The 22,257-nt window shown below is 51.4% G+C and carries 20 protein-coding genes; 9 read left to right on the top strand and 11 right to left on the bottom strand.

All coding sequences use genetic code 11. The features are described from left to right. Positions 1 to 70: 70 nt before the first annotated feature. Both H8L32_RS10530 and H8L32_RS10525 read right to left on the bottom strand, forming a co-directional pair. Entirely contained in the window at positions 71 to 631 is a 561-nt protein-coding gene (locus tag H8L32_RS10530; RefSeq protein WP_186947137.1) for a hypothetical protein, read from the bottom strand. A 131-nt stretch (positions 632 to 762) separates the two neighbouring features. After that, positions 763 to 1,377, bottom strand: coding sequence for a hypothetical protein (locus H8L32_RS10525; RefSeq protein ID WP_222619313.1), 615 nt, complete (start codon positions 1,375 to 1,377; stop codon positions 763 to 765). A 185-nt stretch (positions 1,378 to 1,562) separates the two neighbouring features. On the opposite strand from H8L32_RS10525, the gene H8L32_RS10520 reads away from it, so the two are divergent. The 3 genes from H8L32_RS10520 to recQ are packed head-to-tail and all read left to right on the top strand — an operon-like array spanning position 1,563 to position 4,466. Further along, entirely contained in the window at positions 1,563 to 1,739 is a 177-nt protein-coding gene (locus H8L32_RS10520; protein WP_186947135.1) for a hypothetical protein, read from the top strand. Positions 1,740 to 1,760: 21 nt separating this feature from the next. Then, positions 1,761 to 2,606 (top strand): undecaprenyl-diphosphate phosphatase, encoded by an 846-nt coding sequence (locus tag H8L32_RS10515; RefSeq protein WP_186947134.1) that lies wholly within the window; start codon positions 1,761 to 1,763, stop codon positions 2,604 to 2,606. A 15-nt stretch (positions 2,607 to 2,621) separates the two neighbouring features. Further along, positions 2,622 to 4,466 (top strand): DNA helicase RecQ, encoded by a 1,845-nt coding sequence (gene recQ, locus H8L32_RS10510; RefSeq protein ID WP_186947291.1) that lies wholly within the window; start codon positions 2,622 to 2,624, stop codon positions 4,464 to 4,466. Between the two features lie 157 nt (positions 4,467 to 4,623). Here the strand turns inward: recQ and H8L32_RS10505 are convergent, their stop codons facing one another. The 4 genes from H8L32_RS10505 to H8L32_RS10490 form a co-directional block, all read right to left on the bottom strand. Further along, positions 4,624 to 5,094 carry a hypothetical protein gene (locus tag H8L32_RS10505; RefSeq protein ID WP_186947133.1) on the bottom strand — a complete coding sequence of 157 codons (471 nt, stop codon included), beginning with the start codon at positions 5,092 to 5,094 and terminating at the stop codon, positions 4,624 to 4,626. 252 nt (positions 5,095 to 5,346) lie between these two features. Next, positions 5,347 to 5,607, bottom strand: coding sequence for a hypothetical protein (locus H8L32_RS10500; RefSeq protein ID WP_186947132.1), 261 nt, complete (start codon positions 5,605 to 5,607; stop codon positions 5,347 to 5,349). A 101-nt stretch (positions 5,608 to 5,708) separates the two neighbouring features. Beyond that, positions 5,709 to 6,236, bottom strand: coding sequence for a hypothetical protein (locus tag H8L32_RS10495; RefSeq protein ID WP_186947131.1), 528 nt, complete (start codon positions 6,234 to 6,236; stop codon positions 5,709 to 5,711). A 110-nt stretch (positions 6,237 to 6,346) separates the two neighbouring features. Then, positions 6,347 to 6,529 (bottom strand): hypothetical protein, encoded by a 183-nt coding sequence (locus H8L32_RS10490; protein ID WP_186947130.1) that lies wholly within the window; start codon positions 6,527 to 6,529, stop codon positions 6,347 to 6,349. A gap of 438 nt (positions 6,530 to 6,967) precedes the next feature. Between H8L32_RS10490 and H8L32_RS10485 the strand changes: the two genes are divergently transcribed. After that, positions 6,968 to 7,660 carry a helix-turn-helix transcriptional regulator gene (locus tag H8L32_RS10485; RefSeq protein WP_186947129.1) on the top strand — a complete coding sequence of 231 codons (693 nt, stop codon included), beginning with the start codon at positions 6,968 to 6,970 and terminating at the stop codon, positions 7,658 to 7,660. A 118-nt stretch (positions 7,661 to 7,778) separates the two neighbouring features. Then, complete coding sequence (locus H8L32_RS10480) at positions 7,779 to 8,837, top strand: LacI family DNA-binding transcriptional regulator (protein ID WP_230412145.1); 1,059 nt, start codon at positions 7,779 to 7,781, stop codon at positions 8,835 to 8,837. Positions 8,838 to 8,918: 81 nt separating this feature from the next. Here the strand turns inward: H8L32_RS10480 and H8L32_RS10475 are convergent, their stop codons facing one another. From H8L32_RS10475 to H8L32_RS10460, 4 genes are all read right to left on the bottom strand, one after another. Further along, a complete protein-coding gene (locus H8L32_RS10475) occupies positions 8,919 to 9,698 on the bottom strand; it encodes an HvfC/BufC N-terminal domain-containing protein (protein ID WP_186947128.1) in 780 nt (259 codons plus the stop codon). Positions 9,699 to 9,709: 11 nt separating this feature from the next. Further along, positions 9,710 to 10,582, bottom strand: a complete 873-nt coding sequence (gene bufB, locus H8L32_RS10470; protein WP_186947127.1) for an MNIO family bufferin maturase — start codon at positions 10,580 to 10,582, stop codon at positions 9,710 to 9,712. Positions 10,583 to 10,674: 92 nt separating this feature from the next. After that, on the bottom strand, positions 10,675 to 10,944 hold the full coding sequence (bufA2, locus tag H8L32_RS10465; protein ID WP_186947126.1) for a BufA2 family periplasmic bufferin-type metallophore: 270 nt from the start codon (positions 10,942 to 10,944) through the stop codon (positions 10,675 to 10,677). Between the two features lie 206 nt (positions 10,945 to 11,150). Beyond that, entirely contained in the window at positions 11,151 to 12,347 is a 1,197-nt protein-coding gene (locus tag H8L32_RS10460; RefSeq protein WP_186947125.1) for an HPP family protein, read from the bottom strand. An 830-nt stretch (positions 12,348 to 13,177) separates the two neighbouring features. Here H8L32_RS10460 and H8L32_RS10455 point away from each other — a divergent pair. The 4 genes from H8L32_RS10455 to H8L32_RS10440 all read left to right on the top strand — a co-directional run bounded on the left by H8L32_RS10455 (position 13,178) and on the right by H8L32_RS10440 (position 20,123). Then, complete coding sequence (locus H8L32_RS10455) at positions 13,178 to 15,490, top strand: TonB-dependent receptor domain-containing protein (protein WP_186947124.1); 2,313 nt, start codon at positions 13,178 to 13,180, stop codon at positions 15,488 to 15,490. 384 nt (positions 15,491 to 15,874) lie between these two features. Further along, complete coding sequence (locus tag H8L32_RS10450) at positions 15,875 to 17,782, top strand: alpha-amylase family glycosyl hydrolase (RefSeq protein ID WP_230412144.1); 1,908 nt, start codon at positions 15,875 to 15,877, stop codon at positions 17,780 to 17,782. Continuing rightward, complete coding sequence (locus H8L32_RS10445; protein ID WP_186947123.1) at positions 17,779 to 18,777, top strand: PfkB family carbohydrate kinase; 999 nt, start codon at positions 17,779 to 17,781, stop codon at positions 18,775 to 18,777. The genes H8L32_RS10450 and H8L32_RS10445 overlap by 4 nt, the downstream gene beginning before the upstream one ends. After that, on the top strand, positions 18,774 to 20,123 hold the full coding sequence (locus tag H8L32_RS10440) for an MFS transporter (RefSeq protein WP_186947122.1): 1,350 nt from the start codon (positions 18,774 to 18,776) through the stop codon (positions 20,121 to 20,123). Before H8L32_RS10445 ends, H8L32_RS10440 begins: the two co-directional genes overlap by 4 nt. Here H8L32_RS10440 and soxB read toward each other — a convergent pair. Then, positions 20,120 to 21,835: a thiosulfohydrolase SoxB gene (gene soxB / locus H8L32_RS10435; protein ID WP_186947121.1), complete on the bottom strand. Its 1,716-nt coding sequence runs from the start codon at positions 21,833 to 21,835 to the stop codon at positions 20,120 to 20,122. The genes H8L32_RS10440 and soxB overlap by 4 nt on opposite strands. Positions 21,836 to 22,257: the final 422 nt, after the last annotated feature.

Here is a 22,257-nt window from a genome sequence, read left to right as displayed (position 1 = left end):
CAAGAGATTCACGAATTCCACCCCTGCCATTCCAGGCTTTTCCTCAGCTGCAGGGAAAGCGCTGAAGCAGCTATATCTTGATACGCATCGAATCACCACTCAAAAAGAACAGTGAAACGCCATCTTCAGTCTGCTGGATGCGTATCACTGACTGTTCCAGGCTGGCAGCGTATAACTTGCTGCCATCTGGCCGGAAAATACCCAGCCACATACGATGCGTGCTGGTGCGTGAATTTGCCGCCAGCAAAAGATAATCACGTCCGGCTATCTGCATCTGACTGGCCTGCAACTCGCCCATGTAAAAGGCCGAAGGTATGCGTTCCAGCAGGACACGCAGGCCATTATTGTGGACCTGTATCAGCAAGCCATTGTCAGTACCGGAACGTACGAAATTGAATTCGTAGGAACCAAGCCGGGTGGGTGTGTTACGCCGGATATGAACATGGTCTTCAAAATCGGCAAAGTAATTGTTACGGTCTGTACGCGGCTGCTTGCTCACGCTATCCTTGATCATTTCGGTCTGCACATGCTTCTCCTTAAATTCAGGGTAATTCCAGGCTTCTTCTCTGACTGCATCACTATCCCGCGCCGCACCTGCCACACCGCCGCCAATAATGGGCAGAGGTATCACACAAGCACTAAGGCAGGCACCAAGGCAGGTACTCAGGCAAACAACCACACACACTCTCAAACTCTGACGGGTCAGGGGCACAACGCATGACCACAGATTCCGGAGGTACTGCGATGAACTCGCCAGCCCATTCATCGCAGTTCTGGTCTGATCACCAGCCTTCTGCCGGAACCAGAGGTATCCACCATGGAAATGCCGTCAGCATGTTCGGTAAATTGCCAGGTCCCGTGTGGCAGACCTATGCGATACACGGCATGACCATCAGTGCCAAAAATCGCCAGCCACATGGGTTTATGTAAAAAACCATTGGCTACAGTCAGCACATAGGCGTCATTTCCAACTTTGAGTTTGGCCGCTTCCAGGCGGCGATAACTTTGCCCGCCCGTGAAGACCGGCGATATCGCTTCACGCACCAGAAACTCACCATTTCTGTTGATCTGTACTTCATCGACAAAATCTGCCGTCATGGCACTGGCATTGCCTGCCGAAGCCGGAGATCCTGAATATGCTGGCGTCAGACGGCGTGGCTTGTGATAAGTGATGACAAATTCCTGCAAACGGACTGGTACCGTGCCATCAACCTGTATGTGGTGGGCAAACTGGGCCAGATGCTGATTCGCATCCGGGAAATGCCAAAGAAACTGCTGTCTTAACAACATCACTTCCACCTGGCTGCTGCGATACTCGGTCAGCACTTGCTCCATCTGCCCTGAATCAGCGGTCGCCTGTACCGGTTGTGCTGGCATGGTGGTAGTACAGGCAATCAATCCCGGCAGCAGGCTGGCTATAAAGCCATACCTGCAATATGAGATGGGCCGTTGTGACAACCTGAACATAGTGATAAGCGCTTTAAAAAGGCAGGACTAAAAGTAAGTATGAAGATACGATCAAGGACGATGCCAAAGTATCGCGATTGATGTGTAGAGGAACAATGAAATTCGAAAAAGTACCGGAATACGGAACCTTAGGTGCAAGGAACTGCCATCTGGCAAGTCTTTATTCTTATTATTTTTATAAATTCATCCCGCTGTGGGGTATTTGCGGGCAAAATTCTGCGCAGGCAGGCATGCGCCATGTTAAGCTTCGTGCCGACCAATTCCCTGCTTAACCTCCCTCTTTTTAGTGTCGTATGGACTTAATAATCGCGATCAAAATCATCATCATGGGCATCGTCGAAGGTTTGACGGAATTCTTGCCCATCTCTTCTACTGGTCACCTCATATTGACGGGTAGTCTGCTCAATTTCACTACCGAAACTGCCAAGGTTTTTGAAATTGTCATACAGGCAGGTGCGATTTTTGCTGTCTGCTGGGAATACCGCAAAAAAATCATCGGTGTTATCGCTGGCCTCGCAACTGATCCCAAGGCGCGCAAATTTGCCGTCAACCTGATCGTGGCGTTTTTGCCGGCAGCTGTACTTGGCGTATTGTTCATCAAAAAAATCAAGGCTCTGCTATTTGCCCCTGTACCGGTTGCCATGGCCTTCATCATAGGTGGCATTATTATTCTGGTCGTTGAACGCAAGCATAAAAACGTCGATGAACATGATACCGCCCATGCGCGCATACAATCAGTGGACGACATGAGTATCGTCGATGCACTTAAAATAGGTTTGGCACAGTCGCTGGGCCTGATCCCCGGCACCAGCCGCTCTGGTGCGACCATCATCGGTGGCATGCTGTTTGGTTTGTCGCGCAAGGCGGCAACCGAATTTTCTTTCTTCCTGGCGATACCGACACTGCTGGGTGCTACCGTGTATTCGCTGTACAAGGCGCGGGAAGATTTGTCGATGGCTGACTTGCCCATGTTCAGCCTGGGCACGGTTGCAGCCTTTATCTCTGCCTTCTTTTGCGTGCGCTGGTTGTTGCGTTATATCAGCTCGCACAATTTCAATGTGTTTGCCTGGTATCGCATTGCCTTTGGTATCATGATTCTGATTACCGCCTACACGGGCGTAATTACCTGGGCCGACTAATTGGTGACAAGCGCAGTGACTGAAGCAGGCAATACCACAAGCGATAGCGTTGAACAGGCTCTGCATTTATTGCAGACGGTATTTGGCTACCCGGCCTTTCGCTCGCAGCAGGGTCAGATCGTTGAACATGTCGTCAATGGTGGTGATGCCCTGGTGCTGATGCCGACCGGGGGTGGTAAATCCCTGTGTTACCAGATACCGGCACTGATACGCGATGGCGTTGGCATCGTCGTGTCGCCCCTGATAGCGCTGATGCAGGACCAGGTCGATGCCCTGGCCGAAGTCGGCGTGCGTGCAGCGTTTTTAAATTCCACCCAGAGTTTTGATGAAATCCTGGCGGTGGAAAAGAAAATGCGCGAAGGCGATATTGACCTGGTATATATCGCCCCCGAACGTCTGCTGACCCAGCGCTGCCTGGAATTGCTGCAAGTCGTCAACATTGCCCTGTTTGCGATTGATGAAGCCCATTGTGTCTCGCAATGGGGACATGATTTCCGTCCTGAATACATCAAACTGTCGGCCTTGCATGAGCGCTTCCCGCATGTGCCGCGCATTGCCCTGACAGCCACGGCTGACCAGCAAACCCGCGATGAGATCATCCACAGGCTGCAGCTGGAAAACGCGATGCAGTTCGTGTCGTCCTTCGACCGCCCTAACATCCGCTACCAGATCGTAGAAAAAGCCAATGGCCGCAAGCAATTGCTGGATTTCATCACGGCCCAGCATAGCGGTGATGCCGGCATCGTATATTGCCTGTCGCGTAAAAAGGTTGAAGAAACTGCAGAATTCCTGAATGAAAACGGTATCACTTCCCTGCCCTATCATGCGGGTATGGATTTGCAGGACCGCAGCCGTAACCAGGCGCGTTTCCTGCGGGAAGACGGCATAGTCATGTGTGCCACCATCGCCTTTGGCATGGGCATAGACAAACCTGATGTGCGCTTTGTCGCCCATCTGGATTTGCCAAAAAGCATAGAAGGTTATTACCAGGAAACCGGTCGTGCCGGCCGCGATGGTGCCAGTGCCAATGCCTGGATGGCCTATGGCTTGCAGGATGTGGTGCAGCAGCGCCGCATGATCGATGAATCTGAAGCCAATGAAACCTTTAAGAGGGTGCAAGGCGTCAAGCTGGACGCCATGCTGTCGCTATGCGAAACCCTGAATTGCCGGCGCGTACACATCCTTGAGTATTTTGGACAACAGGCCACACCCTGCGGCAATTGCGATACCTGCATCAGCCCGCCCAGCTCTTTTGATGGCAGTGTGGCGGCGCAAAAAATCCTGTCCACCGTGTATCGTGTCGATCAGCGCTTTGCTGCCGGGCATGTCATCGACATCTTGCGCGGCATTGATACTGAACGCGTACAACAGTGGCGACATGACAAATTATCGACCTACGGCATAGGCTCAGACAAGAGCGAAGCCGAATGGCGCGCCCTGCTGCGCCAGTTGATTGCGCTGGGCATGGTCGCTGTCGATTATGAAAACTATAGCTCGCTGAAACTGACCGAAACATCCCGCGCCGTCTTGCGTGGTGAAATCAAGGTACAGCTGCGCCAGTACAAAAAAGCAGAAAAAGCCGTCAAGCACAAACGCCAGTCGGCAAAAGATTATGCAGAGGCCGACCTCGACAGCACGGCCCAGGCTGCCTTCGACAAACTGCGCTGGTGGCGTGTGGAAACAGCGCGTACCCACAATGTGCCAGCCTACGTCATCTTCCCCGACGCCACCCTGCGCGAAATCGCCCGCCAGCAACCTGCCACGCTGACGGCCCTGCGCGCCATATCCGGCGTGGGTGACAAGAAGCTGGAAAGTTACGGCAAAGAGATTATCAGTCTGATTGAAGAATTGCAGTCTTGATTTGTACTCATAAGCCTTAAAGCAAGACCTCTCAACACAGAGGCACGGAGACACAGAGGGGCACAGAGAAAAACCAGAGCATCTTCACTTCCGTGAATCCCCTGTTTACCCTTGCCGTCATGGTCAGCGGTTTTTGCCGAATCTGGCTAGCAAGGTTTTAACTGTCCGAAGAACGTATCAGCATGGGGTGTGTCTCATCCACGCAGTTGCCATTCCAGTAGGCGTGCTCGAATGGTGTGATGGTGTCGAGGCGTTTTGCCAGGGCCCGGTCTGACGCCGTACTTTCATCAATTTTGACGAAAATAGTATCAAAGGTATTGCTTTTCTTATTGTCCATACTCAGGGATACAAAACGCGTACCCCCGGCATAACCGCCAAATTCATTCCTGCCATCTACGATGCCGCATATCGAAATTTCGGTATTGCCGTCGCTATTTGTTCTTTGTAAAACAAAAGAAGAACGAATCACCATGGAATCTGGATCCTTCATCATGCTCTTGAGTTGTTTGGTGGTGTTATCTTCCGCCCAGCCAGCTGGCCCCACCATTTTATTGCGCGCATAGATGATTGCTACCAGCGCCAAAGGCACTGCAATGACGACAAGAATGATCCATTTTATAATTTTCATTATCTTCCGCTGTCCGGTTTTATGGTTGAATGATGTGTCGGCGCATTTTATTACTTCTTTGCCTACGAAACTAACGTTGTGGGCAAATTATGGTTGACACAATGTACAAACATTTTAAGCGGGGATGATGATAGATGGACACATATGCACGGATGCATATGAGTGAACAGATGCCTGTCAGCGCAACTGAACAGTCCGGGAAACTGGATGATGAAGGGGAGTAACTAAGGCGCTGTATAGGGGCTAGGGGAGTTAATTCAGTTCAGCCAGTATTGCATCAATCTTCATTTTGGCATCGCGAATAACAGCGAGTTTGGCTTCGGTTTCGCCATTCGCCATGAAGGGCCCGCTGAATTGCTGGGCGATTTCCAATCCATCTGCGCCATACTTCTGTACCTCACCACTGGCTGACCAATGGCCATCAGGGCGAGGGAATGCAATCACAAAAATATCATAATTTTTGTAACGCATGGTTGGCGTTCGTTCTATGGTAGTTGGAAGCCTGCTGTTCATGTTACCTCCTCTGGCAATTACCGCTCAGGCTTGATTTTTCCAGAATATCAAGCCAGGCCTGCCCAGATTTTTTGAACTCATTTCATAACTAGGGATGAGTTCTAGTAATGGAAAACCGCCAGAACCCTGATGCCTCTGTGTGCAGCACCACGCAGACGCAGGGCGCTTTTTTCGCTGATGCGGTATTCCATCCACAGTTGATCATTGTCGGTTGCAGAATAACGAAGACCAAACCTGGACAAGGCCCCCGCCTTTTCCTGCTTGTCTGATTGATTGGCAGACTGGTTGTAATACTCTTTCGTGACACGCGCATACATACCCTGCCTGTTGGTACTCTGAGTACTGCTTACTGTGCCAGCAAGTTGCGCATCGGAAGGCGAAGGTGCCACCACAGATTCATTCAAATCAGGCTGGGCTGATACCAGCCCGGCTTCGGCTTTTCGCACTGCCGCCACATCATTGCCTGGCGTATTCAGTTTGGTATAGGTGGCCACAGGTGAGGCTGAGGAATTACCAGACTGCGAATCGATTTTCCCTGCACCAGTGGGCTCTTTGACTTCCTGTGCACAGGCATATTGTGCAACCATCAACAGGCTGCAAACAATGAAGGATATGTGATGGACGCTCATGATCATCTCTTCAAAAAAAGTGAAGTGGTGAATCACAGCTTGCACTCCATACACAGTGCGTAATGCGGTGTAGCGTATGCATGACCTTCCCCTCAGACAGACAGTGCTTGTTAATTTTCCATCAGGTTCATATGCCCTGGCAATTTGGAATAGGACCGACCTTGTGGTAACTCTATTTTTATATGGGCGTATTCCCATTCAATTTCGTTGGCTTCAGCGGCTGCCTTGGCGGTACGTAATGCAACAATCAACCATTGTTGTGCCGGTGCTTTCTTGATACCGATGACTATCATGATCTTATCCACGCAAAGATTGATTGATCTGTGCCGAACCCATTCTTCCGAATTTGTTCTTTAATTCTAATGTCTATTAACGACACGCAATGCCATTGCTGTATGGAAACAACGCCAAATCTGCCCTGGATTTGTTACCCTTTGTGTCCTGCATCGGTTCTGTTGTTTTACACACAGTCAAGTACGTTACATCCTTAATTTGTTTATATCTTTTCGCCTGTCTTTGCAACTTCTTACTCGCCTTGCCTCTGCTTTGTATCCATGTTTGCATGATAGACATCCGCACTAAAGAGTTAAATCGGACTAAGACGATAGTTACGTAAGACTATGCTGACGAAGTTGCTAAAATGCAGTCCAAATCATGTTGCCAGACAAGCATGTGGCTGGCAGACTGATGCCCATCGTTAAACACAATTCAAACAACACCGGAGCCCATGCATGTCGCGCACTGAACGTCTGCTACAACTGATGCAAATCCTGCGCAGACATCGCTATCCCGTCAGTGGCGCAGCCCTGTCACAGGAATTGGGTATCAGTCTGCGCAGCCTGTATCGCGATATCGCCACCTTGCAAAACCAGGGTGCAAAAATTGCCGGTGAAGCTGGCCTGGGTTATGTCTTGCAGCCCGGCTTCACCTTGCCACCACTGATGTTTACAGAAGAAGAAATTGCGGCGATTGCCCTGGGTTCACGCTGGGTGGCACGACAGGCTGACCATAAACTGGCGCTGGCAGCGCGCGATGCACTGGCAAAAATTGCATCCGTCCTGCCAGCAGAAGCCAGGCAGGAACTGGAAACCAGTGGCTTGCTGATCGGCCCCAGTAGCAGCAACGCAGGCAATGATGAACAATTACGCCAGGTACGTCTGGCCATACGCAAGCAACATAAACTCGTGCTGGAATACCAGGACGAAACCGGCAAAGCCAGCGAGCGCACCATCTGGCCCTGTGCCCTGGCTTTCTTTGACAGCTTGCGCGTCATCGTCGCCTGGTGTGAGTTACGCAATGACTTCCGGCATTTCCGCACTGACCGCATACAAAGCTTGCAGGTAGCAGACCAGATTTATCCACGGTCACGCCAGGCTTTGCTGAAGGAGTGGCGAGTACAGCAGGGAATCAGGCCCGAGCGTTAGGCTACAAACTGAAGGCAATTTTTTGCAGGCTCGCATAGTTTCCGCTCTGACTGCTTTCAGTTTTATAATGAGACTTATCAATTGATTCAGCCCACACATTAAAAGCAAGAATAATAAGATGAAAGCCAAGACGGACATCATCGCAGACGCCTCCAGGTCCGCCAGCAAAGAACAGCGCCGTTTACAGATGGCCGATATTGCCCGTCTGGCCGGTGTATCCACCTCCACGGTATCCCGTGCACTGAGTGGCAGCAACCTGGTCAATGATGAAACCCGTCAGCGCATTGCCGAACTGGCGCGCTCACTCAAATACTCCATCAATATTGACGCACGTAACCTGCGGCTGAAGCAGACCCGCACCATCGCCGTGGTTGTCCCCTTTGATTCGGAAACCCGCCAGCATTTGTCCGACCCTTTCTTTCTGGGCATACTGGGCAGTCTGGCTGATGCATTGACAGACCGTGGCTTCGATATGTTGTTGTCGCGGATAGATGCAGAACATCTGGACAATGCGGCCCAGATTTTTGATACAGGCCGGGTATTGGGCGTGATTTTGATCGGCCAGTGGCGTCACCATGATCAACTGAACCAGTTGGCTGCACGTCACGTGCCGATCGTTGTCTGGGGCGCACAGTTGCCACAGCAATTGTATGTGACCGTGGGTAGCGACAATGTCACCGGTGGCCAGAAGGCGACCGAACATCTGATACAAAGCGGCCGCAAGCGCATTGCTTTTTTCGGTGACATACAACTACCCGAAGTCGCACAGCGTTATGAAGGTTATTGCAAGGCACTGGCACAATACCGGATACCACTGGATGACAGGCTGGTGGTACCTGCGTCTTTCATAGAAGAAGGCGGCAAGCTGGCAGTGGCAGAACTATGCAGCCGTCAAGTTCCTTTTGATGCCCTGTTTGCCTGTAGTGATTTATTGGCCATGACCAGCATCAACAGCTTGCGTGAATATCATTACCGGGTGCCAAACGACGTGGCCGTGGTTGGCTATGACGATATCGAACTGGCGCGTTACTTCCATCCACCTCTGAGTACCATACGCCAACCCATGGCGCAAGCCGGCCTGGCCCTGGTGGATGCATTGCTGAAACTGATCGAAGACGGGGACAGTAAAGCACAGCTGTTGCCAACCGAGTTGATGGTAAGGGCCAGCAGCGTTTAAATAACAAGCATTGCCTCGTACCTGGTTTGTTTTGCAGTCGAAAGCCCCGGGTCCAACGCCCGCAATCTTGCGGCAGCGGGTTTACACTGTGATCGCATCCACCAGCATTTCATCCACCACCCAGTTCTGCAGCCAGGCGCCAATGTTGTTTTCTATCTCAGGATTGCTTTCAGCAACACATTCGCAGACATCGGCAAAGCGCTGCCCCTGACCCAGTTGTCGCAGGGCTTCAGCCTCTTCCCCGGGCAATGATCTGAAATGCGACTGTAATTGTTTGCGCCACACCACCCAGGTAAACGCCTGCTCTGTAATAACCGGCTCTGGCGGAGTATGGTCTTCATTTAATGCCAGCCATATGGCAACACTGTTACTGTGTATATCGATGAATTGCAATGAGCTGCTGGTACGCAGACCCACGGTTTCCCAATCACTGATATTACCGAGATCTGTCAGCTTGAGGATGGCATGATCAGGGGCATCAAAAGCGCAACCCAATGCCCATTCAAACTGTGCCAGTTCAGCCACTTGCGGATGCTCGGCAAACTGCTGACGCAACAAAGCAGCAAACTGTTCGCCAAACCAGCGCAGATTGCGATAAGTCGAAGGATGCGCATCAATGTAGGCAGCACAAGCCCGATAAAACAACGCATCGCCCAGGTAGCTATGAGTTTTGCCATAGGCTTCTGACAAGGTATCACGCAGGCGCAGGCGATATGCCTGGTAATAAATATCCAGACGAGCATCGTGCCCCAGGCCAGGGGTAACAGCCAGGTGCACATGCATGCTGGCCGCGTCACGCTGACCCAGAATAAATTCCTGGAAAGCCGTTTGCAGGGTTTGGATGTCGGCGCTATGGTTCATGATGCGGTTTCTTATGCAGCGCTGGCGACAGGCATTCTGCCAGCGCAAACAGCGGCGCAGATGCTGCGCGCCTGGTCCAGTTCTGCCACCAGTTCTGCCAGTGGCGGGATATTGTCGTCGCGTTCTATCATACTGGGAACGGCACCAAAGCGATGTATCGCTTGCGCATACAAATCCCACACGGGATCGGCCACCGGCTGATCATGCGTATCGACAATATGCGTACCATGGTTGCTATGTCCGGCCAGATGTATCTGCTGCACACGATGTACCGGGATGCCGCACAAATAATCACCTGCATCAAAACCATGGTTGATGCTGCTGACGTAAATATTGTTCACATCCAGCAAGATCATGCTGTCTGCCTGTTCGGCAATGGCTGCAACGAATTCCCATTCCGGCATGCTGTCGCTACTGTATTGCAGGTAGCTGGATACATTTTCCAGTACCAGCCTGCGCCCCAGTACATCCTGCACGCGGCGCACATTATTCACCACCAGCGCGATAGTCTCTTCGTTGTACGGCAAGGGGAACAGATCATGCATGTTCTTGCCATGTACGCCGGTCCAGCAAATATGATCGGACACCCACAGCGGTGCTACCCGGCTCATCAGATTCTTCAGGTCACGCAGGTATTCAGCGCCTGGACCTTGCGGCGTGCCTATCGACATCGACACACCATGCATCACCACAGGGTAATCAGCGCGAACAGCATCAAGCATGGCCAGAGGTTTTCCACCTGGCACCATATAATTTTCAGACAGGATTTCAAACCAGTCCACCGCTGGCTTGTCTGCGAGGATGGGCAGGTAGTGATCAGTGCGCAGCCCCAGACCAAAGCCGGCAAAAGCAGTCGCACTGGCGGTTGTGGTTGATGTCGTCATGGAGTATCTACAGGTAAAACAGAAAAGGACAATGCGCTGATCAGGTGACCAGAAGATCAGCGCATTGCGCATTACGTGAATGCGATCAGGATTTATTTGTCCAGATCAATGATCTTGCCGCCTTTGGCCAGGCACTGGCCTGCTGTCGTACCAACAAAGCCATGGCCCTTGCAGGAATTTTGGCCCTTGCAAGCGTTTTCTGCTGTTTTGCAATCGCTGGTACCTTTGCAGCTATTGATGCCAGAGCAATGAATCTTGTCACCTGCACTCACTGTACTGGTAGCAGCAATAGCGTAGCCAGATAAAGCCATAGCAGCAGCGGCAGCAGCAATCAGGGCACCGGTTTGGATAGATTTTTTCATGGTTATTCTCCGTAAATTTAAGTAATTGAAAATGACTACATCAGAAATAAAGTCCTTTACTTGCCTGGCAAGCCAGCATCAACAAGCAGAACTCCACCATCAGTCGGGCCAATTTCAGATTACTTACACTTCCGGAGAAAATAATTTCAAATTTTTTATTTCACCAATTTGATATATCCATCTACAGACATTTGTTTGCGGACACATCACCCCATGTCCGTATCTGCCAGTCGCCCCCGGTACAAGGCCGCCACCAGATCCGACTGGGTTACCATGCCAATAAGGCGACGCTCTTCATTGACGATGGGAATGTGATGCAATCCCTGATCTGATAACAGAGGAACCAGTTCAACAATGTGCAGATCGCTGCGCGCCGTGCGCACGGGTTTGCTCATGATTTGCCCGACGACTTCAGGCTTGGATGAATGCATGAGGCGAGTACGACGCAAAAGTTGCCGCAGTTTTTCATCAAACTTTTCATACACGTCAAGATTGGCATTCTTCATAAAATCAACCAGCGTGACAATACCGATGACGCGACGCGCCTTGTCGACGACAGGCAAGGCCTTGATTCTGTGCTGGCGCAACAGAGTCCAGGCTTCTTCCAGCGTGGTACCAAATTCTGCCGTGATCACATCTTTGGACATGATGTCCTCACAACTGATTTCGCCAAAGCGGCGGCGGTAAGCATGCATTTCAGTTTGCAGGAACAGGGATTCAAGATCATCGCGACTGACATCCAGCACCTGGTTATATTTTTGCAATACTTCATCCAGATCCCTGGACTGAAACCCCAGTCTGTCTATAGGGCGGGCATCCACCGTGCCATGTTTGCCCGAGTGATCGGGCTGGGCGGCATGTGGATAACGGCGGCCAGTGACATTGTTGTAGGCCAGTGCAAACAACATCAGCAAGATGGAATTAACACCCACCGGCACCAGCACGAACTCATAAGCCAGTCCCAGTATCAGCGGTCCACCCAGCACTGCTGTCAAGGCCATGGCACCACCTGGCGGATGCAGGCAACGCAACAGGAACATGGCAGCGACTGCCAGTGCGGTAGCCAGCGCAGCAGTGGCAATCGACGGCCCCAGTAGCTGCACGCAAATCACCCCCATCAGGGCCGACACCATATTACCGCCGACTATCGACCAGGGCTGTGCCAACGGACTGGCAGGTACACCAAACAGCAATACAGCGGATGCACCTACAGGTGCCAGCAACATCGGTACAGCAGCATAAGAACCCAGCATGGCCCTGGTGACCAGTCCTGTCAGCAACAAACCAGCGAGCATACCCACACAGGCCCGCAAACGCTCTTTCCTGTCAGCGCCAATCTGTGCAGGTTGAAAAGTCTTGAGCCAGCCACCAAGGTTTTCCAGAGATGTCCATTTTCTTAGCATGGTATGTCAACATAATTCGCCAGGGAGCGCAAAGTGTATATGCAAAACTATCGCCCTGTCGCACCCAATAACGTTCATTTCATGATGATGAGTGAAGTGTGAGCGGCCTCATCTTGCCTGCCATATGCAAGATCTTCACACTGCGACAGGATGCAGCGCCAGAACACAAACCAGACCTGTTGTTTACGATTTCACCGATGTTGAATTGATTTAAATTACAACCGATTGCATAAATTATTAAGAAATTGAAGTATTCCTACAAAAGTATTGAGGAAAATCCTGAAATATAAATTGTGCGATGCAATAATTTCCATTAAAAAGACATTTTCCGTTGCTACGAAAATACACCGCATCAGCAGAAAAATTCATGAAAAAATAGACAGCTCATTCTAAGGAAATTTAAACATTTTTGCATAGTGCGCAATGCTTTGCGTTGGCAAGGTACGTGTCTGCCTGCTGGACACTTTAAATTTTCCCATCAAGAAACATTGCAGCATTTTATTGCATCGCATCTTTGCAATCGATTGCAAAGAATTTCCATTTACCTGATAATTCTCCTCACCTGCGCTACAAAAGATCTTCAACAGCGTTTGCCTTGGCAAACCAGGGATCGCAAAAAAGCGCCATAGAGTACGACGGCTGATATCGACGCAAATCGACCCAGATCGGCCCGGACGTCCAAAGAGCGCGGCGAAAATTGTTGGAGGTCTTTTGCAACGACACAGCCCCGCGCCAACCAGCGTGGTGCTGATCATCGGGCAGTAACGAGACATGGCATGTATGGCGCAATGCTGTACAGCCTCACAAAAATGATGAAAGCGGAGACAGCAATGAAATCATCACCTATCAAATTGACGCGTATGGCCAGCGTCATTTCCCTGGCAGTACTGCAAATGAATAGCGTGTGGGCGCAAGATGCAACGCCTGCACAAGACAAGGAAAAAAATTCCCTGAACCTGAATTCCGTCATCGTGACGGGCACACCAACGGGCACATCGAAGATGAAGGCCAGTGTATCCATCAGTACCCTGGATGCAGACCAGATAGCGCAATCGGCACCGACCAATGCGGCAGAAATCTTGCGTGCCATTCCCGGTGTACGTTCTGAATCATCCGGTGGTGAAGGCAATGCCAATCTGACGGTGCGCGGTGTGCCCATCTCTGCCGGTGGTGCGCGCTATGTGCAGTTCCAGGAAGATGGCTTGCCGTTGCTGCAATTCGGTGACATTGCCTTTGTCACACCAGACATGTATCTGCGTGCCGATGGCAGTCTCAGTCATCTGGAAGTGGTGCGTGGCGGCACTGCATCCACAATGGCGACCAATTCGCCAGGCGGTATCATCAACTTCATCAGCAAGAACGGCAAGGAAACCGGTGGCAGCATAGGCATCAGCAAAGGTGTCGATTTTAGCCAGACCCGCTTTGACTTTGATTACGGCGCAGCCTTGTCAAACAAGACGCGCTTCTTTATTGCCGGTTTTTACCGCAATGGCGATAGCTCACGCCCTGCCGGTGTCACTGCCGAAGATGGCGGCCAACTGCGCGCAAATATTACGCAAGAACTGGACAATGGTTACCTGCGTCTGAGCATCAAACATCTGGATGACAAGACACCGATGAATATGCCGGTACCAGTACGTACCGTGAATGGCAATATCTCTGAATTGCCTGGCATAGACCCGCGTACTGCCAGTTTTTATTCGCCTTACTGGACATCCGACATTGTCCTGGACAAAAACAACAATAAAATCTCGACCAATGTGAATGATGGCCTGCATGTCGTCAACAATGCCTTTGGTGCCGAAGCATCCCTGAAAATTGTCGATGGCTGGACGCTTGATGAGAAATTCCGCAAGTCCACTAACACCGGACGCTTCATTTCCATCTTCCCGGCTGACACCAGTGTCAGCGGCAAGACCGCAAGCAATATGAGCTATGCCACCGGCCCCAATGCCGGCAAGGCATACACTGGTGCGGCATTTACCGCCACCATATTCAATACTTCGATTGATGATCTGGGCAGCACCGTCAATGACATCAAATTATCCAAAGTATTTGAAACAGCTGGTGGTAAATTCACTACCACCGTTGGTTGGTATTCATCCCTGCAAAACCTGGGCGTGACCTGGAACTTCAATCAATACCTGATGCAGGCCAGCGGTGACAAACCTGCCCTGCTCAATTCCAACGGCACCATCGCTGGCTCGCCTGGTTTGCTGGCACAAGGCACCGACGTATTTGGCGGCTGCTGCAACCGTAATATCGACGCGCAATATAAAACCAATGCCGCCTACGCCAATCTGGGCTGGGAAAGTGGCAACTGGAATCTGGATGGCAGCCTGCGTTATGACAAGCAAGATGCCAGTGGCACCTTCAACCAGGCCGTCAACCAAAGATACCTTGCCGCCAATACCAAATTCATCAACTATGGCGTCAACCATACGTCATACTCTGCCGGTGCCAACTATCGCGTCACTAAGGACATTGCAGTGTTCGCCCGCATCAGCGAAGGCATCGCCTTCAATGCCGATCGCATCATGTTTGGCAATCCACTGGACGGCACGACACCGATCAGTACGAATATTGTCAAGCAGACCGAAGCGGGCGTGAAATGGAAGGCCGGTAATTTCAGCAGCTTTGTAACCCTGTTCCAGGCCAAAACTGCCGAATCGAATTTTGAAGCGACAACACAAAAATTCACTGCCAATAACTATGATGCCAAGGGTGTAGAGATTGAATCCAGTTTCCGCTACGATGCCTTCCGCGTGACTGGTGGCCTGACCTATACCAATGCCAGCATTACTGCTGCCAATGACAAGACGGTCATCGGCAAGACCCCGCGCCGCCAGGCCAGCTACACCTACCAGATAGCACCCACCTACACCATGGGCAATGCTGTCATCGGTGCCAGCCTGATAGGTACCAGCAAGTCTTACGGTGATGATGCCAATACCCTGATATTACCAGCCTTCAACGTCCTGAACGCCTTTGTCAACTACAGCATCAACGATCAGATCCAGCTGTCGCTGAGCGTCAATAACCTGACGAATAATATAGGCTACACCGAAGTGGAAGGCGACGGCCACGCAGCAAGGTCTATCAATGGCAGAAGTATCAGAGCATCGTTGAAATATAGTTTTTAGTAGCTACGACGGAGCACGGCTCCATACGTAGAAAAAGCGTGAAGGCAGCATAGCAAACAGTGTCAGCTTGAGTTGAGAATTGAAAAAACGCAATCGCACAATCGTACTGGGGTACGACTACGAATTTTCAAAAAACAATCGACTCAAAATCACGCTGTGCAGTAGTTCCGTTCACACTTGCAGAATAGCTTTACTCCCTGGTAGCACTTGGGCTCCCTCTACATCCCCAACATGTAAAGGGAGCCATTTTCTCCTCTCCTGTTTTTCTAAGGTTCAGCCCGTATCATGTCCGTGCCATTCACTACCGATCGTTTTTTAACAAGCCTGCTTGCCGGCATGTCATCCGGGCCGTCGTCTGACTTAGCGCCTGACTTAGCGCCTGGCATGCGTGAACGCATCAGTAACAGATTTCAGCAGCACTTCCCTGTTTTGCATCAAGACCTGCATCACCTGTATGCCAACCGGTTCGCTGATGAACATGCGTTTGCGCTGTGGCTGATGGACTTGCTTTCCATAACAGGCAGCAGCATTGCCCAGCGCCCCGCCAGTTTGCTGGAACTGGATCAGCAAAGAAGCGAGGACACCCAATGGTTCACCAAAGAAAACATGCTTGGTTACTGCTGTTACGTCGACCGTTTTGCCGGTGACCTGAAAGGAGTACAACAGCGTATTCCGCACTTGCAGGAACTGGGCGTAACTTATCTGCATCTATTGCCGTTCCTGAAGGCCCGTGCAGGTGAAAACGACGGCGGTTTTGCGGTAGCCGATTTTGATGCAATAGAACCACCGCTTGGCACCATGCAGGACCTGGAACAGACTTGCGATGCCTTACGACAGGCCGGTATCAGCCTGTGTTCAGACTTTATCCTTAACCATGTGGCCGATGATCACCCGTGGGCTGTTGCAGCAAAAAATGGTGACGCCCGCTATCGCGATTATTTTTACCATTACCCCAATCGCAATAAACCTGATGCATTTGAAAAAAACCTGGGCCAGGTATTCCCTCAGGTCGCACCGGGTAATTTCAGTTACGTATCCGACATGCAGGCATGGGTATGGACTACTTTTTATCCCTATCAATGGGATCTAAACTACCGTAACCCGGCCGTGTTTGCCGATATGGCTGCCGCCCTGTTGCGCCTGGCAAATCGCGGAGTAGAAGCATTTCGCCTGGATTCGACTGCATTTCTGTGGAAACGTACCGGCACCAAATGCATGAACCAGCCAGAAGCACACCAGATATTGCAAGCCTTGCGCAGCCTGGTAGATATCGCAGCACCCGGTGTACTGCTGAAAGCCGAAGCCATTGTTGAAACGGCTGAATTGCCGGCCTATCTTGGTAGCAATAATGAAGCGCAAGCGACACGGGAATGTCACCTCGCCTATCACAGCAGCCTGATGGCAGCATCCTGGGTCGCACTGGCAGAACAGGATACCAGCCTGATACGCCATGTGGTCGCCGCCACGCCAGCTGTGCCAGCACAAAGCAGCTGGCTGACTTATGTGCGCTGTCATGATGATATAGGCTGGAATGTATTACGACCAGAAGCCAGTCTGGAAGCAGAAGACGTACAGCAAAGACTGGCAAGAGTATCGCGCTTTTATAGCGGCGACAACAGTTACAACAGCTCCAACAGTTACGCGCGTGGCCAGAGTTTCCAGGCCAGCGATGCCAATGCCGTACATGGAACAGTTGGCATGGCATCGGCATTAGCCGGCTTTTCCAGTGCACAAAGCATAGAAGAAAAATATCTGGCCCGGCAACGCCTTGTGTTGTTGTACGGCCTCAGTTTTTGCTTCGGTGGCATGCCGCTGATTTATATGGGGGACGAACTGGCGCAGGCAAATGATGAAACCTATCAGCACATCGCCGCTCAGGCGGCAGACAGTCGCTGGCTGCACCGGCCGGTCTGGGATGAAAATCTGTACCAGCAGCGCCATGACAGCCTTAGCCATACCGGCGCGGTATTCAATGCCATCTGTCATATGCTACAAATACGCAAGCAATTACCGCAACTGGCGGCAGCCACGCCACGTCAGTTACTGACACAGGCATCACCCGCCGTACTAGCGTTCATGCGCGGTTCGCTGGAACAGCCATTGCTGTATCTGGCAAATTTTTCAGAAAACAACGTGAGTATCGATATCAACACGCTGCTGACAGGCTATGATATTCCTGCGCAGGCATGGGTAAATCAGCTGGACCGGTTTGATACTGGCGCGACAGTCACCTTGACGGCTTATGCGCAGTTATGGCTGACACCAAAGAATCATTCAGGAGTAAACGCATGACAAGCAAACCCATCGTCATCTTTGGCGAAACCCTGATCGACGACTTTCCAGATCAGCCTGTGGTGGGTGGCGCACCTTTCAATGTCGCCCGTACAATGGGTTACTTTGATTGCGCTCCGCTGATGATTTCACGCGTAGGTGATGACACTACAGCAGCGCTGATACGCGCCGACATGCAACGCTTCAAACTGCTGACATCCGGCTTGCAGACTGACACGCAGCACCCTACAGGTCGCGTCAAGGTCACCCAGGAAGACAGCAATAACAAAGCCATACATCACTTCGAAATCTTGAACAACCAGGCTTACGACCATATCGACGCCCAGACTGCCGTACTGGCGATGCAACAGACCTGTCCATTGCACAATCAGGGTATCTTTTATTTTGGCACACTGGCACAAAGACATGCCACGTCACGCGCAGCCCTTTACAAGCTGCTGCAACAAACGAATGCCATCAAATACCTGGACCTGAATTTGCGTGCCATGCAATATAGCCTGGCAAGCATGGAACAATCGCTGCAATGCGCAGACATACTCAAACTGAATGAAGAAGAATTACAGATACTTGCAGAAATTTATCTGAACAAGATCAAACCTGATACCCATCATCAATTTGGTGATGCCGAAATACAAGAACAGGCTTCAGCACTGATCAAGCTCTTTGACCTGCAAGCGATTCTCATTACTTTGGGTGAACACGGCTATAGATATCTGGATAAGGCCGGACTTTACCTGCGCAGTGCAGCAGAAGCCATACAGGTTCAGATCGTTGATACCGTTGGTGGTGGCGATGCATTCTCTGCCATCTTCCTGCTTGGCTTACAGCGCGACTGGCCATTAACCGTCAGCCTGCAGCGTGCCCATGAATTTGCAGCAGCCATTTGCGGCGTGCGTGGCGCTGTGGCCAGTGATCTGGAATTTTACTCGCGATGGCAACAACGCTGGGATATAGAAACCCCGGCCATCAACAATCCCGGCGGAGTCAGCAAATGAATTCAGGCGCATCAGGCATACAGCAAAGCACAGGCAAACCACGTCTGTCATTCTGGCAAATCATCAACATGAACTTTGGCTTCTTTGGCATACAGTTCAGCTTTGGTCTGCAACAAAGCAGCATGAGCCCCATCTATGCCTATCTGGGCGCTGATGAAGCCAGCCTGCCTTACTTATGGCTGGCCGGACCAGTCACCGGCTTGCTGGTACAACCACTGATCGGTGCCATGAGTGACCGCACTGTCAGCCGCTGGGGGCGACGCACGCCCTATTTTTTGATCGGTGCCATCCTCTGCAGTCTGGGTCTTTTACTGATGCCCTTCAGCCCTACATTGTGGATGGCGGCGGGCTTGCTGTGGATACTCGACGCGGCCAACAATGTAACCATGGAACCCTATCGCGCCTTTGTCAGCGACAAGCTGGATGCCAGCCAGCACTCAGTCGGCTTCCTGACGCAAAGTGCTTTCACCGGTCTGGGGCAAACCCTGGCTTACCTGACGCCATCGATACTGGTCGTCGCTGGCATGAACAGCAATAGTGTCAACAGCCACCATATTCCGCATATCGTCATTGCAGCGTTTATTATCGGTGCCGTATTTTCGATTGCATCCATCTTATGGACCTTGAAAACCTCACCAGAAATTCCTTTGACGCCAGATCAACTGGCGCAGATCAAAAAACAAGCCACAGGCTGGCGTGCCACCCTGACTGAAATAGGACAAGCCATCAAGGAAATGCCACCCACCATGCGTCAACTGGCACTGGTTAAACTGTTCCAGTGGTATGCGATGTTTTGCTACTGGCAATACATCATGCTGTCGCTGGGCCGTACCATATTCGGCACCAGTGATCCCAGTTCAGCTGGTTTCAGGGAAGCGGGATTATTGAATGGGCAAATAGGCGCATTCTATAACTTCGTCGCCTTTATTGCGGCCTTTGCGCTGGTACCGTTCACCCGTCGCTATGGCCCCAAGATCAGCCATGCAGTCTGCCTGACGCTGGCCGGCCTGTGCATGATCAGCATACCAGCAATCCATAATCCTTCATTGCTGTTCATCCCCATGTTGGGTGTGGGCCTGGCCTGGGCCAGCATCATGGGCAATCCTTACATCATGCTGGCGGGCAGCATACCTGCAGAGCGCACGGGAGTGTACATGGGTATCTTCAATATGTTCATTGTCATTCCCATGATCATACAAATCTTTACGCTGCCGCTGTACTATCACGCCTGGCTGAGTGGCAATCCTGAAAACGTCATACGGCTGGCTGGTGTTCTGCTGATTTGTGCGGCAATGGCCGTGGGCATCGTCAAACTGTCACCGAAGCCGCTATCCAACACGGATTAAACCAGACCTGGATTACCAGTTACACCTATCAGTCTTGGTGTATTCAGCTTGCGCGGGCTGATTTTTTTGTGGGTACGCAGCCATTGCGCCACAACGTCCCACACAGGTTCACCTCTGGCACCTTCTGCCACTGGCGCCCAACCCGCCACTTTATAGACTTTGCTGTCGACTAAGGGCTGGCCGTTCAGGCGCATATCCTGTATGCGTTTGCCCATGGCGGCGGACGGCTCTATGGCATAGGTCAGGCCACCAACACGTACCATATCACCTCCCTGTTGGTAATATGGATCAGGATTGAAGAGATTATCGGCCACATCTTCCAGCACGGTCTTGATGGCGGTCCCCGACATTTCTGTCAGGGTGGTATGTGAATAGGTGGTGGCGGTCTGGTCCATCACATGTTCCATGGTGATGGCGCTGTCTGGCAATAGCGATGTGCCCCAGCGGAAGCCCGGAGAAAACGCGATTTCTGCTCCCCTGACTTCCATCAGTGCATCGACGATCAGTTGATCGAAACTGCCATTGAAATTGCCACGACGGTACAAAGTGCCCTCTGTCACTGCCAGTTTTTCACCCAACTTTGCCGCATAGGGTGCACGTACTTTTTGTATCAGCGCCTGCATCTGTGTATCCGCAGGCAGGAAGTTGGCAAACACTGGCAGCAGGCGATACTGGAAGCCCTGTATGCGTCCTTCTTTCACATCAAAATCCAGTACCCCCAGGAACTTGCTATTGCTACCCGCATTCGTTACCAGGGTCTTGCCACCACCGTTTTCAACAATGACGGGTGCGGGCATGCCATCATGGGTATGTCCGCCCAGGATGGCGTCGATGCCACGCACACGCGAGGCCATCTTCAAATCCACATCCATACCATTATGCGACAAGACGACTACGACTTTCGCGCCCTTGGCGCGTGCCGCATCGACGGTCTTTTGCATGTTTTCTTCCTGTATGCCAAAGCTCCATTCCGGCACCATATAGCGCGGGTTGGCGATGGGGGTATACGGGAAAGCTTGACCTATGATGGCAACCGGCACGCCATTCATCTCTTTCATGACAAAGGCTTCAAACACAGGGTCACCAAAGTCAGTGGTCTGGATATTTTGCGCAACAAAATCAAGCTTGCCCTTGAAATCATTCTCGACAATATGCTTGACGCGCTTATCGCCCAGAGTCATTTCCCAGTGTGCCGTCATGACATTCACACCCATCTGCAAACAGGCATCCACCATATCCTGCCCCTGCGTCCACAATGCCGTCGCCGACCCCTGCCAGGTATCACCGCCATCGAGCAAGAGTGCGCCAGGACGATTACCCCTGATGCGCTTGATCAATGTCGTCAAATGCGCAAAGCCACCGACTTTGCCATAGGTCGCCGCTGCCTGCTCAAAGTTCAGACAGCTAAACGCATGTGCTTCAGGTGTGTTGGCTTTGATACCGAACTGTTTCAGCAAATGCTCGCCCACCAGATGCGGGCTCTTGCCGAATGCCGTGCCTATGCCCAGATTGACGCTGGGTTCACGAAAATACAACGGCAGCAACTGGGCATGACAATCAGTGAAGTGCATGAGATGAACATTGCCAAAACGCGGCAGGTCGTACAGTTTGTCCATAGCAGGATTCGCCAGCGCTGCGTGCGCATCAATCTGCATGCCACCCGCTGCGGCGATGGCCATTACCTGTAAAAAATCACGACGATTCAGACCCATGATGTTTTGCTTTCTGTTTTAGATGTATAGCTTTGATGCAGGCGTTATCCCAACAGACTACTGTTGGGATTAACGCTGCTTTTGTTCTTGAAGTTGCTGTTGCTTTTGAAGTTGCTGTTGTTTTTGACGTTAATCCGCTTGAGATGATGTAATTTGTGCGTCACAGAAAATGGAAAAAGAAGATCCGATGTCTGAGCGAAGCGAGTTGCGGATCTTCCCATTTTTTGTGATGCACAAATTATGCTGAAGCGTAGCGTAAGCACCCGAAGGGCGAGTCTGCGGCCGCCTTTCTTTGATTCCGTTCTTTGGCGAAGCAAAGAAAGGAATTCGGCCGCCGGGCCGAAACCCGGCCTGTGTCCACGGAGGGCAATCGTTTTACACACAACACAAGTATGCATCAAACGCCACTAGGCTCCAGCCTG

This window comes from Undibacterium hunanense (assembly GCF_014284335.1).
In the GTDB taxonomy this organism is placed as follows: Bacteria; Pseudomonadota; Gammaproteobacteria; order Burkholderiales; family Burkholderiaceae_D; genus Undibacterium; species Undibacterium hunanense.
Note: the sequence above shows the minus strand (reverse complement) of the source record. Positions and strands in the feature narration are given on the sequence as shown.

Coding starts and splice junctions, on each gene's coding strand:
- H8L32_RS10525 (WP_222619313.1), bottom strand. CDS start 1,377: ATGCCAGCACAACCGGTACAGGCGACCGCTGATTCAGGGCAGATGGAG.
- H8L32_RS10520 (WP_186947135.1), top strand. CDS start 1,563: ATGAAATTCGAAAAAGTACCGGAATACGGAACCTTAGGTGCAAGGAAC.
- H8L32_RS10515 (WP_186947134.1), top strand. CDS start 1,761: ATGGACTTAATAATCGCGATCAAAATCATCATCATGGGCATCGTCGAA.
- H8L32_RS10505 (WP_186947133.1), bottom strand. CDS start 5,094: ATGAAAATTATAAAATGGATCATTCTTGTCGTCATTGCAGTGCCTTTG.
- H8L32_RS10500 (WP_186947132.1), bottom strand. CDS start 5,607: ATGAACAGCAGGCTTCCAACTACCATAGAACGAACGCCAACCATGCGT.
- H8L32_RS10495 (WP_186947131.1), bottom strand. CDS start 6,236: ATGAGCGTCCATCACATATCCTTCATTGTTTGCAGCCTGTTGATGGTT.
- H8L32_RS10490 (WP_186947130.1), bottom strand. CDS start 6,529: ATGATAGTCATCGGTATCAAGAAAGCACCGGCACAACAATGGTTGATT.
- H8L32_RS10485 (WP_186947129.1), top strand. CDS start 6,968: ATGTCGCGCACTGAACGTCTGCTACAACTGATGCAAATCCTGCGCAGA.
- H8L32_RS10480 (WP_230412145.1), top strand. CDS start 7,779: ATGAAAGCCAAGACGGACATCATCGCAGACGCCTCCAGGTCCGCCAGC.
- H8L32_RS10475 (WP_186947128.1), bottom strand. CDS start 9,698: ATGAACCATAGCGCCGACATCCAAACCCTGCAAACGGCTTTCCAGGAA.
- bufB (WP_186947127.1), bottom strand. CDS start 10,582: ATGACGACATCAACCACAACCGCCAGTGCGACTGCTTTTGCCGGCTTT.
- bufA2 (WP_186947126.1), bottom strand. CDS start 10,944: ATGAAAAAATCTATCCAAACCGGTGCCCTGATTGCTGCTGCCGCTGCT.
- H8L32_RS10460 (WP_186947125.1), bottom strand. CDS start 12,347: ATGCTAAGAAAATGGACATCTCTGGAAAACCTTGGTGGCTGGCTCAAG.
- H8L32_RS10455 (WP_186947124.1), top strand. CDS start 13,178: ATGAAATCATCACCTATCAAATTGACGCGTATGGCCAGCGTCATTTCC.
- H8L32_RS10450 (WP_230412144.1), top strand. CDS start 15,875: ATGCGTGAACGCATCAGTAACAGATTTCAGCAGCACTTCCCTGTTTTG.
- H8L32_RS10445 (WP_186947123.1), top strand. CDS start 17,779: ATGACAAGCAAACCCATCGTCATCTTTGGCGAAACCCTGATCGACGAC.
- H8L32_RS10440 (WP_186947122.1), top strand. CDS start 18,774: ATGAATTCAGGCGCATCAGGCATACAGCAAAGCACAGGCAAACCACGT.
- soxB (WP_186947121.1), bottom strand. CDS start 21,835: ATGGGTCTGAATCGTCGTGATTTTTTACAGGTAATGGCCATCGCCGCA.